The sequence below is a fragment of the Flavobacterium algicola genome, from assembly GCF_022399565.1.
In the GTDB taxonomy this organism is placed as follows: domain Bacteria; phylum Bacteroidota; class Bacteroidia; order Flavobacteriales; family Flavobacteriaceae; genus Flavobacterium; species Flavobacterium algicola.
In genome coordinates this window covers 124005-137826 of record NZ_JAJTUT010000006.1, presented here as the reverse complement: position 1 = coordinate 137826, position 13822 = coordinate 124005, and the positions used below count along the sequence as shown (strand labels likewise).

General features: G+C 33.3%; 11 protein-coding genes. 4 read left to right on the top strand and 7 right to left on the bottom strand.

The window, feature by feature from the left end:
• The first annotated feature begins 73 nt into the window (after positions 1-73).
• Positions 74-1825, top strand: a complete 1752-nt coding sequence (locus LXH21_RS16980; RefSeq protein WP_239868765.1) for a DUF4153 domain-containing protein — start codon at positions 74-76, stop codon at positions 1823-1825.
• Positions 1826-1907: 82 nt separating this feature from the next.
• On the opposite strand, the gene LXH21_RS16975 is transcribed toward LXH21_RS16980, so the two are convergent.
• The 4 genes from LXH21_RS16975 to LXH21_RS16960 form a co-directional block, all read right to left on the bottom strand.
• A complete protein-coding gene (locus LXH21_RS16975) occupies positions 1908-2402 on the bottom strand; it encodes an outer membrane beta-barrel protein (RefSeq protein WP_239868763.1) in 495 nt (164 codons plus the stop codon).
• A 319-nt stretch (positions 2403-2721) separates the two neighbouring features.
• Complete coding sequence (locus LXH21_RS16970) at positions 2722-3228, bottom strand: outer membrane beta-barrel protein (RefSeq protein WP_239868761.1); 507 nt, start codon at positions 3226-3228, stop codon at positions 2722-2724.
• Between the two features lie 123 nt (positions 3229-3351).
• A complete protein-coding gene (locus LXH21_RS16965) occupies positions 3352-6039 on the bottom strand; it encodes a TonB-dependent receptor (protein ID WP_239868759.1) in 2688 nt (895 codons plus the stop codon).
• Between the two features lie 34 nt (positions 6040-6073).
• Positions 6074-6964, bottom strand: a complete 891-nt coding sequence (locus LXH21_RS16960; protein ID WP_239868757.1) for a GLPGLI family protein — start codon at positions 6962-6964, stop codon at positions 6074-6076.
• A gap of 229 nt (positions 6965-7193) precedes the next feature.
• Here LXH21_RS16960 and LXH21_RS16955 point away from each other — a divergent pair, with 229 nt between their 5' ends.
• Positions 7194-7982, top strand: a complete 789-nt coding sequence (locus tag LXH21_RS16955; RefSeq protein ID WP_239868755.1) for a hypothetical protein — start codon at positions 7194-7196, stop codon at positions 7980-7982.
• Positions 7982-8596, top strand: a complete 615-nt coding sequence (locus LXH21_RS16950) for a deoxynucleoside kinase (protein ID WP_239868753.1) — start codon at positions 7982-7984, stop codon at positions 8594-8596. The genes LXH21_RS16955 and LXH21_RS16950 overlap by 1 nt, the downstream gene beginning before the upstream one ends.
• A 229-nt stretch (positions 8597-8825) precedes the next feature.
• Here LXH21_RS16950 and LXH21_RS16945 read toward each other — a convergent pair whose 3' ends face one another.
• Positions 8826-9923 (bottom strand): HmuY family protein, encoded by a 1098-nt coding sequence (locus LXH21_RS16945; protein ID WP_239868751.1) that lies wholly within the window; start codon positions 9921-9923, stop codon positions 8826-8828.
• Positions 9924-9938: 15 nt separating this feature from the next.
• Positions 9939-12050, bottom strand: coding sequence for a TonB-dependent receptor plug domain-containing protein (locus tag LXH21_RS16940; protein ID WP_239868748.1), 2112 nt, complete (start codon positions 12048-12050; stop codon positions 9939-9941).
• A 106-nt stretch (positions 12051-12156) separates the two neighbouring features.
• Here LXH21_RS16940 and LXH21_RS16935 point away from each other — a divergent pair, with 106 nt between their 5' ends.
• Complete coding sequence (locus tag LXH21_RS16935) at positions 12157-13065, top strand: DUF6607 family protein (protein WP_239868746.1); 909 nt, start codon at positions 12157-12159, stop codon at positions 13063-13065.
• A 76-nt stretch (positions 13066-13141) separates the two neighbouring features.
• Here LXH21_RS16935 and LXH21_RS16930 read toward each other — a convergent pair whose 3' ends face one another.
• Positions 13142-13675: an inorganic diphosphatase gene (locus tag LXH21_RS16930; protein WP_239868744.1), complete on the bottom strand. Its 534-nt coding sequence runs from the start codon at positions 13673-13675 to the stop codon at positions 13142-13144.
• Between the last annotated feature and the right edge of the window lie 147 nt (positions 13676-13822).

The following is a 13822-nucleotide window of genomic DNA, read 5'->3' as shown; positions in this document are numbered from 1 at the left end:
AAAGGGTTGTCTCTAGAGACAACCCTTTTTTTATACAAGTTATTTTTTTGTTACTTAGTACAAAAATTAAACTATGGCTACATTTCCTTCTTTCCAGAAGATCGTCAATGAAACTCAAAAAACAATTTTAAGGTTTCCGCTGGAAATTCTTGCTGCAATCGTTGGTACATTCTTTGCAATTTATGCAATCGAAGAAAACGATCGAGATACGCAACGTATCTTCGTGAAAATTATAATGAGCTGTTCTTTATGCCTAGTTTTATTTTTATCAATTAGTCTTTATTTTTTAAGAGATACAAAAAATAATATCTTACGGTTTACCAGCAGTTTGGTATCGAGTGGCTTGACGTTTGCTTTTATTTTTCAGTTTGCAGATTCCATTAAAACTTTTGAAGCTTTTCAGTTTGTAGCACTTAGCTTGACTTTACATTTATTAGTGTCTTTTGCGCCATTCATCAATAAAAAGTACAATGAAGCTGCTTTCTGGGAATTTAATAAACAGCTTTTTCTTCGAATATTAACTTCTTCACTTTACAGTATTTTTATATATGCTGGACTTTCATTTGCCTTGTTGGCGACGCAAAATTTATTTGGAATTGAATACTATAACTCCATTTACCTTCATCTATTTTACTTCGTATTCGGAATATTTAATACGATATTTTTTCTTGCTGGAGTTCCAGAAACTAATAATGAAGAGCTATCATTAAAATACCCATTAGCTTTAAAGAAATTCACACAATTTGTACTAATACCTTTGATTAATATTTACCTAGTCATATTACTGTCTTACGAAATTAAGATTATTGCATTATTCTCTTTACCTGTTGGCTGGGTATCCAACCTCATCTTGGTATTTGCAATTTTTGGTATACTATCTTTATTACTAATTCATCCCATTGCAAATAATCAAGATAATCTTTGGATGCAAAAATTTTATAAGTGGTTTTACTATTTGCTAGCACCACTTTTAGGACTGTTATTTTGGGCAATTTTATACCGTATCAATCTTTATGGAGTAACTCACGAGCGTTACTATGTTTTAGCATTATCATTATGGCTCACGATAGTAACGGCTTACTTTATCATTAGTAAAAGTGCGCAGATAAAATTTATCCCCATCTCTATGAGTATAATTGCATTTCTAACTATAATTGGACCACAAAGTGCCAATTCAATATCCAAGTGGAGCCAATTGAATCGATTTAAAAACTACGTAAGTAACACAAAAGCCGAGTTAACAATTGAGCAGGAAAGAGATTTAAGCAGTATTGTACATTTTATTAGAGACAATTACGGAGTAGAAGCTTTACTACCTTATTCTGCTAAATTAGTCCAATTATATAAAAAAGACAAAGATCCTTACGACTCTACAATTGTAGAAACTTTAGGATTTACCTATCATGGAACATATACAGTAGATGAAGAGGACAATAAATATTTTACCTATAACTATTACTCACACAATGGAATCGAAGTCGAAAAAATCCAAGGATATGATTTCTCTTTCGAAATAAATGATAATTATCAGTCAAAATGTGAGAACTGTATATCATTGAATGATATACCATACTCCATCAATTACAACAAAACAGAATATGGAATGGAATTGATAATTAATGACGAAATCATACCGATACGCATTAATGATTTTGTTACTAAAAATAAAAAGTTACTAAACAATAATAATCAAATCATAAAACAGCAGATCACAACAGGTCGTTATGATATTTTGTTAAAATATGAATCCCTAAACGGCGAATTTGTTGGTGATAAAATAAAACTAAACTGGTATACAGCAAATATTCTTTTAAAAGTAAAATAACTGCAGTTTAGATTTAAATGCAAAAAAAAGGAGTCGTTTCAAGTTTGAAACGACTCCTTTTATATATAAAAAATTGCTTAATTTACAATTTCAATGTAATCCCTAGTTTACCACCGCTCAAAGCACTACTTCCACCTAGCTGAAGATTGATTGCCAGTTTATCTGTAAAGAAATAACGACCACCCACTTGCAGTCCAATTCCAATATCATCTGCTCCACTATAATCTACACTTTCTCCATCAAACTTTGATGACCAATTGTAATAACTTAAACTAGCTCCTCCATAAAGATCCCATTCACTTGGAATGTTCAATATTTCGTTGAAGTGGTAGTTACCATTGGCTTGAATACCTAAAATACTGTTCTTGTATCCAGATGTGTTATAAGATTGATAAGACAACTCTCCTCCAAGAGTGAAATTCCTAGCAATACCATAATCAAGACCAGCATAAACGGGAGTTCCCCATCCAGAAGTACCTACACCAAGATTAAGTTGTAAACCACCTTCTTCCAAAGGAGCTTGTGCATTGGATAATGCAAAAGTAAATAATGCGAATACTAAAGCAATTTTTTTCATAATTATAAAATTTAAATAAGATTTATTCTGCAAAAATAAGATTTATCTGCTGTAAAGAACGCAATTTAACTATTAAAAATTCACAATTTCAGATACTTCATGATATGGTATTCAAAACGTGAAATTGTTATCAAATATTGCATTCATCTTATTTTATTACAATTAAATCTCACTATATTTTCATCTCCGAAAATACAAATAAGCCATTTAACTTTCGTAAAGATACCTTGATTACATTTTTAGGAGATTAACATACTACTAAGCAAAAGAGTGGTTTCTAATTAGAAGCGACTCTTTTATTGCAAAAACTAATCTATAATTATAAAATATAGGTAATTCCGATTTTCCCGCCGCTTGTAACGTTTCCACCACCAAGCTGCAAATTAACTCCAAACCTGTCTGAAAAAAAGTAACGACCACCTATTTGCAATCCTAATCCAAAGTTATCAGCTCCATTATAATCATATTTAGCATCATTTAATTTTGATGACCAACTATAGTAATTCAAATTTGCACCAGCATAAAAATCCCATTCGCTAGAAATATTTAGAACTTCATTAAAATGATAATTCCCATTCGCTTGGATTCCGATGACATTATTTTTAACTTCTAATCCCACATATCTCTCCGTAAATGATTGATAAGACAACTCACCACCAATAGTAAAATTGGGAGCAATACCGTAATCCAAACCAACATAAATAGGTGTTCCCCAACCTGACGAACCCAATCCGGCATTTAATTGTAGACCACCTTCCTCAAGCGGTGCTTGTGCGTTTGCAAAACTAAAAGCCAGTATGGCTAATAAAAGAGCGACTTTTTTCATAATTTTAAAATAGTTAAAATGTGGGTAAAATAATTTTGTGCGCCAAAAGTAGTATTTTCATTTTTGAGATTATGTTTTAATCACAAAAATCTGAATAAATACTAAAACTTAAAGCAGCAGAACTTATAAATTATATTTCATCGAAAAAATCACATATCTAGGTTGTACAGTATACTGAGAGTTTGATGTAGCAAATTGAGAAAAGCTATTGTCATTCAAAGACTTTGTATTCAAAATATTAGTAGCTGCAATCTTGTACTCCATTTTTGAATTTTTCTTTTGGTAAATCATACTGGCACTTAAAAAGTCATATTGGTTCTCGATAGTTCGTGTATCATTTCGATAATTATAAAATTCATATTCCGACACAAAAGAAAATGCATTTAAAAAATAGTAATCTAATTTTAAAAACGGTTTATCTGTATAAAAAGTGGTACCACTATATTCGTTAATCACATAATTATAACCTGCTTCCAAATTTGGAAGATTCTTGTAATTGGTTGAAGCTTTGATTGTGTAACTCTGTGTCAAACTTTCGGTAGTTGCTTGAACACTATTTTGTATGTTATTAAACTTAGACCAATTGATGCTCGTATTGAAGCTTGCTTTATAATTCTTTAAAAAAGAACGACCATAGCTACCAGAACCAGACAATGTCTCGTCTGCCAAATTTGAATTATATGGTGAAGTAGTTTGATTCACACCTGTATAAACGGAACTCGTTTTTACTGCATCTATTTTCTTAGTGTAAGAAGCATTGGCAAATATGTTTTCAAAATTGTACATATTATATTTAAAATATCGCAGTGAATGCACTTGAGACGTAGCATTTTCTAGCATTCTATTTCCACTAGAAAGGCTACTGTAATTTGAAAAGACATAGCCTTCAGCCAGTTTATTAATATCTGTAAAACTATTCGTCAATGAATAATTATAACTCAATGTTTGCGATTTTTTAATTTGAAAGAGCGCAAAGAAATCAGGTAATACTCGAAAGAAATTTTGTTGGTAATCACTACCCAATTGTGCATTGGTCATATCATAACGATGAAGACTTACTCCAGGGTTAAAAGTAAATTTACCTGTCAGTATTTTATAATGCAAGCCTAAATAGGTATCATTAAAATTATATTTAACTTGATTATTGTTCTCGATGTCATTCAGATCATTTATGGAAGCATCATCTAGAATCTGAAAAATATGAGAGTTAAAGTTCTGACTCGAATATGTCTCTCCCAAGGTCACATTAATATTACTCGTCTTACTTAACATATAATAGTAGTCTAGTTTAGCATCTAGTTTATTTGTCTTAACATAACGATCTTGATTTATATCATTTCTATTTTGACCTGAAACATAATCTGTTAGACTAAAAGGTTGTGTTTGCAAATTGGCATTGTAAAAAGGATTTTCGTCTTGGTACAAATGCTGCGCTTCAAACGCAAAAATATTTTTGTCATTTTTTGTATAATACAAATTCAAGTTCTGATTAACAGACACCGGATCTTGCTTTTTTGTCGTATAAATGTCCTCGGTCACACTTATAGAATTTACAATCGATTCTCTATTTAGAGTAGATAGTTCATCTTGTTTTGAAACCTTGGTAAGCACATCATAGTCAAATTGTAATTTATCATTAGGCTTATAACTTGAACTTAATTTAAATAATCCAAAATTTGTCTTTAGAGCTGCCGACTCTTGATTATTCTGTTGGTCACCAGAACCCAAAATAGTAGTCTGTGTACTTGTTTCCAAATCAGTATTTGAGGAGGTCAAAATTCCAAAACCGCTAATAACCCATGCTTTATTTACCGTATAAGAAAAATTAGTAGCTCCAAAATTTGTTTCAATATCTTTGGCTCTGTTATTTCGCAGTAATGAAATTCCCAAATCATTTGAAGAAACATCAAAACTACTACCTCCTTTTTTCGATACACCCCTAAAACCTCCCGTGAACTTAAAGTAATCCTGAATGGTTAGGGGTAACTCTCCAATATTATTAAAATTGGTAATAAGATTAATACTGTATTTTGGGCTGTAATAAAATAATTTTGGGTTTATAAGATAGCGACTTTCTTCGTGAGCTACTCCAGCACCTGCAGTAACATCTCCAAACCAAAAGTTTTTTTTACCCGACTTAAGCTTGATGTTCATAGCAACACTTTCCTCATTATTTTCAACACCTTTTAACGCACCTACCTCGTTAAAATTACGCAGTACCTGTATTTTATCAATAGCATCAGCTGGAATATTCTGAATTCCTAATTTGGTATCGCCATCAAAAAAGTCTTTTCCTTCTACCATCAATTTACTTACTTTCTTACCCTCTACCTCAACTTCCCCATCAGAATTCACTTCAACACCTGGTAGCTTTTTTAAGATGTCCTCTAACTTACGTTCTGTACCCGACTTGAAAGAATCGGCATTATAAACAATTGTATCGCCTTTTATCGATACGGGCATTTCACGAACGATCTCAACTCCATCAAGTTCGATTCCACCTTCCTCGAGTGAAATAGAACGACTTATATTTTCTTGCGCCGTAACGATCTCAATTATCTTACTTCTCATTCCGAGATAGCTTATACTGATGCTGTAAGAAGTACTCGCCTTAAGGAACAATGAATACTTTCCCTTATCATTAGTAATTGCATACGAATCCATTGCATTGGTGTTGAGGTTGATTGCCATCACGTTGGCCATTTCCAACGAATGACCATTGGAGTCTGTAATAACACCTTCCATTTTAAGCGACTGTGAAGAGGCAATTATCGAAATCAAAAAGAAAGCTAGCGCTAAAGAGTTTTTCATAAATTAGATTTTAAAAGATAATACTGTTACTTGATTAACGTCCACCTCTGTCACCACCTGGTCCTCCGCCTGATCTGGGGTTACTTTCACGATACTCTTTCATCTTTTTTTCTACGGTTTCATCATAATCTTTTTGGCCTATAACTTTACCAGAATTAGCTGCTTTAATAACTACCTTTTCTTTTGGATTCAAAACTATTTTAGAACATAAAATAACAGTTTTACCATCATTAATTTCCAATATAAGACCGGGTAGTCCCCAATATTTATCAGGACCTTGGTTTACAGGAATTTCAGGAGTATACCAAGCAGTTACTACGTGTTCTGTAGGCACCTTAACGCTCGCAAGCAAATTAGTTTTCTTGTATTCACCCTCTTCTTTTAATTTCTCACCTTCAGGTCGAGGTCCAAAATTCCCTATACTTGTTTCATTCATCGCTACGACGGCAGTCGCTTTAAAACAGTTATATCCACCGATCACCCTAGTTTCGCCTTCCATTTTCCAAGCCAGACTCGCCAAAGAATCTTTGACCAAAAAAGCTTTTCCCATGAATTCTTTGTCTACCGTATAGGTTTTCTCCTTTACATTTTTGTAAAAAGTACCGCCAGATCCCATCATTGAACTCATCATCTTCATACGACCATCACTTCCTTGACCTGGCGTTTCTAGCTTCTCTTCTTCTTTATAAATGGAAGCCGATTTGTCGAAGCTAAGTATGAATGTTTTTTCAAACATCGATTTCATTCGATCTTCCATTTGCTTTTGTCTATCAGGTGTCATGTTTTTATCGTTTTTAAAACGTTCTTTCATTTCAGCCGAACTCGTTTTTGATTGGTAAACCGCCATTCCTTGAAACTCTTGAGCTTGAACAGACAGACTCATGGCAAACCCCAACACCACTAAAACACTTTTTCTATTAATCATTCTATATGTTTTTATATTATTTTTTAAATATTCAAAATTATAATCCTCCCTTATATTTGCTTCTGGCTACTTTCGAAAGTTCGAAATAGATAAACCTATATATTTTATTGACTGCACAGAAATCAAAATATCGCACTGGAGTGTAAATATTTATAAGTTGTGAAACCAGCTAGGCAAACAAAATTCATTTCGTCAAGACAAAACAGATTTTTTTGTAATTTGCAGCACTATGAAAAATGCTTTTCTCTATTTACTATTTATCTTTTCTACGATTCAAGCTCAAAATTCAAAAATTGCAGCTACCAAAATCAATTTTATACCCAACCAATCTAAAAATTATATCGAGCAAGATTCATATGGCTATAATTACTTTATTGACAAAGAAGTACTCTACAAAATTAAAGACAGAGAAAAGTGGGAATATAAAAATGTTTCTCTAGGCAATTTAACTACCATCGATCTCAAAAACCCTCTTAAAATTGTTCTTTTTTACCAAGACTTCAATGCTATAATTCTTCTCGACAATCAACTTAGTGAAACACAACGCATTCTTTTCTTTCAATCTGAAACGCCCATCAATGTTAAAGCAACTGGTATCGCAGCTCAAAATCAATTATGGATATACAATAACCTAAACCAACAAATAGGACTTTACAACTACCTCAACAATACATACAGAACGATTTCGACACCGTTTCCAGATACAATGCAGTATTACCAAACTGATTTTAATCACTTCTATTGGATAGACGACAATAACGAGGCTTTCATGTGCAATCTTTTTGGAAAAATCACAACTTTATTTAAAATACCCGAAAATGATTGGATAACATTTATTGATGAGAGAGAAATAATTTATTCTAAAGACCATCTAATTTGTATTCTAGACAATAATCGAAATAAAAAATATGAAATAGAAATTGTGGAAAAGTCGTTTGAAAAATGCAGTTACAAAGACCAAATTTTATCTATTTTTACCAAAGAAGGAATTACAAATTATAAAATCATAATACCGTAATGCACATAGCAGTAGCAGGAAATATAGGTTCAGGAAAAACCACATTAACACAATTACTATCCAAACACTTCAAATGGGAACCCCATTATGAAGACGTTGTGGACAATCCTTACTTAGATGATTTTTACCATCAAATGGAGCGTTGGTCTTTCAACTTACAGATCTATTTCTTAAACAGTCGTTTCCGCCAAATAATTCAAATTCGCGAAAGCGGGAAAAAAGTAATTCAGGATAGAACCATTTATGAGGATGCGCATATTTTTGCACCCAACCTTTTTTCTATGGGTTTAATGACGCATCGTGATTTTGATAATTATTCCTCGCTCTTTGAGTTAATGGAGTCAACAGTAAAAGCACCCGATTTATTAATATACCTCCGTAGTTCGATTCCAAACCTCGTGGGACAAATTCACAAAAGAGGTCGTGAATATGAATCAACTATATCAATCGATTATTTAAGCCGACTTAATGAGCGTTACGAGGCTTGGGTACACACTTACGATCGCGGAAAATTGCTGATCATTGACGTAGACAACATGAACTTTGTAGACAATCCTGAAGATTTAGGAAATATTATAAACCGCATTGACGCTGAGTTAAACGGATTGTTTTAGATTCAAAAAAAAATAATCAAAGGCCGCTGTAGAAAATTCTACGGTGGCCTTTTTTATGCGTGTACTATTGTATTCTCACACACACTCCCATAGAGATTATCATCAAAACACCACCAGTGCCCGTGAGGTTTTAAAAAAAGTAGCTCGACGTCGTACTAACAATCAAAAAAGGCCATCTAAAAAATCAGACAGCCTCCATTCAAAAAAAAATAAAAAACCAAAACTATCTTTATTTCAAAAGAGCATATTCAAAAGTTACATTCCCTCTAACTCCCGTATCGTCGGTCATTGCTAGAAAATTTAGTTTATAGAAATTTCCTAAAGCATCTTTCACCACATAAAAACGATCCGTTTTAATACTTGGTAAAGAGCTAGGTCCTCCACCGTTTCTCCAATTGGCACCAATCATTCGTTGATCTAATGTTGATGCACTAAAATTTGCATCCACAACATTTGCCTTTGTAAATGCGCTATACGTTCCCCCATCAGCGACAAGAACTTGATACAATTGTGTTCCGCCCATTCTATTGGACACAATAAAATCAGAGTATCCATAAGTTACTTCGGTGCCAAAATTTAAATAATTTGTAAAAGGTGTGAAATTTAGATCCCAATTAGTCTTCTCAGGTTGTACTAAAACTGCTTTGGCAGCTGATAAACTGAAAAACGTAAAATTAAAGTCCATGTCCTTTGCTATAGCTTTCTCTGTAAAAGTTGTAGAAGCTAGATCAGCATATTGAATTTTATAGCCCGAACCACTTCTTAAAATTCTAACTTTTTTCCACCCTCTACTTGCTCCATCAATACTCACAGACCCCACACTTGGCACTTCTGTAGAAATGGCATATCCTAGATTAACCAAATATACTTTGTTGTCTGCATCTGTTGCTGAAATTTCAGCAATCGCCGTTCCTAATCCCGCTCCATCTCCAGTCAATATCCCCGTAGGATTGTCAACATAACCATTACTAGCCAGGGTCGTTCCTGCTCCTACTGCCACATTTGTGTCAATAGTTTGTACCAACGTCATATCCGAAGTTTCCAGTTTCTTAACCGCCATTTTAAGGGCTCCGTTTAGTATCACTCTATAATCTGTTCCACTTGAAAAACCGAAATCCCAAGACGCTCTATTAACCGTTTCAAATTTGCCAGTGCTCAAGTCAACATACACTTGATTGGGTTGATTAGGACCCCCGATGGCTGGTTGTAAAACAGCACCTTCTGAGGGAACTACAACAGCGATTGTATCAGTAGAAGTAGTATCATCAGAAGAACAAGAATTCAGGAATAAAAGCGCAAAAGATAAAAATAATAAAGATTTTTTCATTGTATTTATATTAAATTAAAAATTAAGATTGTACGTGAGTTTTACAAAATAAGAACGTCCGTAGGCCAACATAATTTGAGTTGGCGAAGCATGCCCACCGCTTTCATTTGCTGTGGTTTGATTGCTATTAGTAATATCAAAAAGGTTTCTAACACCAATGGTAGCATTGATTTTACTAACAAAAAATTCTTTTCGAATAGTGGCATCCAACCAATTGCTTGCATCCAACTCTGAGAGAACATATTGAGAACTACCCGCTACAAACCGTTGTGTACGTCCATTGTACTTATAATAAGCAGCTAGGAATGTTTTCCATTTAGGTATACCATACGAAATATTGGCATTTAAATTAAATGAGTATAAAAAGGAATCATCAGACACAAAAACCTGGTTATCTATCTGCTGAGACACTCCTATTAATGAAGCACCCATATTAAACGCCCAATTTTCTTTTCTAAATTGATTCATCGAGGATATATTCCACATTTGATACTTGTTAATATTGATGTATTCGTATTCTGGATTACCGGTTTCAAGATTGAATCGAACCAAAGCCATATCTATCCGATCTTTTACATCTAGAAAACTTGTCGTAACAGTAGTACTGATTTCTGAACCCGAAGGAGTAACTGTGGTTTTCTTGAAACTCATTTCATAAGAACTACTAGTTTCTGGAATCAAATTTTCATTACCCGTAAAATGGTGTCCGTCAAAAATCTGTTTGGAATACAACTCTTCAAAAGCAGGTGTGCGGAAAGAGTTCCCTACTGAGCCACGAACTTCAATCCCTCTATCAAACAAATACCGCAACCCCAATGATGTCGCGTACTGATTATCAAACTGTGACTGCATCGAGTACCTAAAACCTGGACGAAATGAAAATCTTTCCGTTGCTTTAATCTCTGAAACAGCAAAGGCATCATAGTTTTTAAGTCGTTTGCTTATCGGAACTTCTATATTGTTTTCCTCTTGTACCAGAGAAAAACCCAGATTATTTGAAAACTCATACCCTAATTGAAGATTAGCAATACTGTTTGGAAAAAAATTACTTATTGTTCCTGTAGAATACAAAACTTCCATAGCTTGATCTTTTTCAATTGCATTATTCGTTTCATTTTGTGTAGCCAAATAATACCTAAAATCTTCAATATTTCGTTGTTGTTTTTGATGAGAAATAGAAACGTTGTAGTTTAAGCCAGAAGCTATTTTGCCCGTAACATTTAGATTATGAAAATACCTATTGGTCAAGTACCTTTTGTCCAAAGCATAACGATACGATCCCAAGATCGAATTATAACCTGACTGAATGGTACTGTTATAGAAATCCACATTCTCATCTAGAAATTCGAATTTATAAAACATTCTAAAATCGTTTTTATGAAACGAAACCAGTGCAGTTGTATTCAATTGTACTTTTGGCAACCACTGATATCCTCTAAAAGAATCATTCTCGGCATAATTTTTTCCTTTTCTCAAATCTAAATAACCTTGAAAATCATTCCGATTCGCTCCCAATGAAACAAACCAATTTTTATCTATAGAATGAGACACACGCAAAGATTGAATATGACGGCCTTTATCAAAAAGTGCAAATTCACTTCCTACGGATTCTTCCTGAATTGTAGAGACGATGCTCCACTTGGTCTTAGAAGATTTTTTAGTAATAATATTTAAAACACCGCTTACTGCATTAGCGCCATGAGTGACTCCCATAGAACCTTCAATAATTTCGATCTGCGCTACATCATCCAAATTAATTTGTGACAAATCAGTGTTGTTTCCTAATCCCGTTTCGCTTACAAGGGGTACATTATCAACCAAAATCTTGAAATACTGAGCATCCAAGCCAAATAAAGAAACAGTAGAACGTCCGTCATTACCACTAGGTCTAACACTTATATTTAAATACTGATTCAAAACATCTGCTAGATTATTTGCAGCTAAGTTTTGAATGTCGCTACTGGTAATCAATCGAACATTAAAAACGGACTTGCTTATAGATTGTGGCTCAAGCTGTCCTGTAACAACAACCTCTGCTAGTTCCGTTAATTTTTTGTCAGCAGTAGCTTGAGCCAAACCATTTAGGAAAAAAGTAGTAGTGATAAAAAGGAATATTGTGAGTTTCATTATTATAATTTAGTCTTAATAATCTTTGCAAATGTATACTTATTTTTATTTATTCTAAATAAATTTAATACATTTGTCAAAAATTAGTTAACGTTTAAAAAATATTATGATTACAAAAAAAACCTATCTATCTGCCTTAATGATAATTACAAGTATCTCAGGATTCTGTCAAGCAAATAAAAAAGAAGACATCAAAGCGATTAAATCAATGTGTGGTTGCTATGAAGTCAAATTCAACTTTGCCGAAACATTTCAATACGCAAAAGATACTGCGGTATACATCCCTTCAAAAACAAAACACGAAAGCGCTTTAGAATGGGTTGAATTAGTTGAAGACAGCCCAAACAAGATTATGTTGCAACATTTATTGATTGTAAGTGATGCTATAATTATCAAACATTGGAGGCAAGATTGGCTATATGAAAACACCGATTTGTATACCTATAATCAAGATAATAATTGGAAATACATCAAACTGGCAAAAAAGGATGTTAAAGGACAATGGACACAAAAGGTCTTTCAGGTAGATGATAGCCCACGATATGAAGGAACAGCAACTTGGACGCATGTTGACGGTAAAAAATACTGGATGAATGTTGCAGATGCACCCTTACCTAGAAGAGAGATTACAAAGAGAAATGATTATAATGTATTAAAGAGAAGAAATATTCATGAAATAACGACAACCGGATGGAATCACGAACAAGACAACGACAAACTTATACGTACTGAAAACGGAAAAGATATTATTCTTGCTCAGGAAAAAGGTTTCGACAGTTACACTAAGGTAGCAGATTCAAAATGTATAGCAGCTCAAAAATGGTGGGGAGAAAACAAGACTATTTGGAAAAACGTAAGAGATAAATGGGACACTGTATTTGCACAAAATAAAGACCTAACTCTTGAGGATAAAGTAAATAGAAAACGTTTATATTCGTTATTATTCGATTTAAAACCAGGTGCTAAAAAAGAGGAAACAGATGCTATCATTGATAGTTTTGTAGTTCACAAATAAACCATATCTCCCCAAAACAAAAAAAGCAATATTCAATTAAGAATATTGCTTTTTTTTTATGTCTGTAGAAATGATATTACAATTTTATTGTGAACAATCCTTCTGGTTTATTAGGAATCGCATCGAAACGATCTTTACATTCTTGTATGATTCTTAATGCGTCATCAAGGTCTCCCCATCCACCTACATCAACTTTTTTATTTTCTAAATCTTTATACACTTGAAAGAAATGCTCAATTTCTTTTACCAAGTGAGGATTCATATCAGATAAATTTTCTAGTGAGTTCCAAATAGGATCTGAAACCGGTACACAGATAATTTTTTCATCTGGACCTTTGTCGTCTGCCATAAGGAAAACTCCAATTGGCTTAACTTCCATTACACATCCTGGGAATGTAGCTTCGTTTACCAAAACTAATACATCTAGTGGATCTCCATCAAGTGCTAAAGTTTCTGGAATAAATCCGTAATCAGCTGGATACATCATCGAAGAGAATAACATTCTATCAAAACGCATTCTTCTAATTTCGAAATCATATTCGTATTTATTTCTACTTCCTCTCGGAATTTCGATCAAGACATCGAAAGTAATATTTTTTTCTGCACTCATATTTTTATTATCTTTTATTTCAATTTATCGGTTGCAAAAGTAGTCAAAAACATTATTATTCCAAGAAATATCTATCCTAAAACATTAGATTCTGAAACCTTTACCTACATACATAACAACTTACAGTAGCGATTGCTGGTTTTATCT

Excerpts from the sequence above, each read along its gene's own strand:
- LXH21_RS16980 (WP_239868765.1), top strand. The coding sequence starts at position 74 with ATGGCTACATTTCCTTCTTTCCAGAAGATCGTCAATGAAACTCAAAAA.
- LXH21_RS16975 (WP_239868763.1), bottom strand. The coding sequence starts at position 2,402 with ATGAAAAAAATTGCTTTAGTATTCGCATTATTTACTTTTGCATTATCC.
- LXH21_RS16970 (WP_239868761.1), bottom strand. The coding sequence starts at position 3,228 with ATGAAAAAAGTCGCTCTTTTATTAGCCATACTGGCTTTTAGTTTTGCA.
- LXH21_RS16965 (WP_239868759.1), bottom strand. The coding sequence starts at position 6,039 with ATGAAAAACTCTTTAGCGCTAGCTTTCTTTTTGATTTCGATAATTGCC.
- LXH21_RS16960 (WP_239868757.1), bottom strand. The coding sequence starts at position 6,964 with ATGATTAATAGAAAAAGTGTTTTAGTGGTGTTGGGGTTTGCCATGAGT.
- LXH21_RS16955 (WP_239868755.1), top strand. The coding sequence starts at position 7,194 with ATGAAAAATGCTTTTCTCTATTTACTATTTATCTTTTCTACGATTCAA.
- LXH21_RS16950 (WP_239868753.1), top strand. The coding sequence starts at position 7,982 with ATGCACATAGCAGTAGCAGGAAATATAGGTTCAGGAAAAACCACATTA.
- LXH21_RS16945 (WP_239868751.1), bottom strand. The coding sequence starts at position 9,923 with ATGAAAAAATCTTTATTATTTTTATCTTTTGCGCTTTTATTCCTGAAT.
- LXH21_RS16940 (WP_239868748.1), bottom strand. The coding sequence starts at position 12,050 with ATGAAACTCACAATATTCCTTTTTATCACTACTACTTTTTTCCTAAAT.
- LXH21_RS16935 (WP_239868746.1), top strand. The coding sequence starts at position 12,157 with ATGATTACAAAAAAAACCTATCTATCTGCCTTAATGATAATTACAAGT.
- LXH21_RS16930 (WP_239868744.1), bottom strand. The coding sequence starts at position 13,675 with ATGAGTGCAGAAAAAAATATTACTTTCGATGTCTTGATCGAAATTCCG.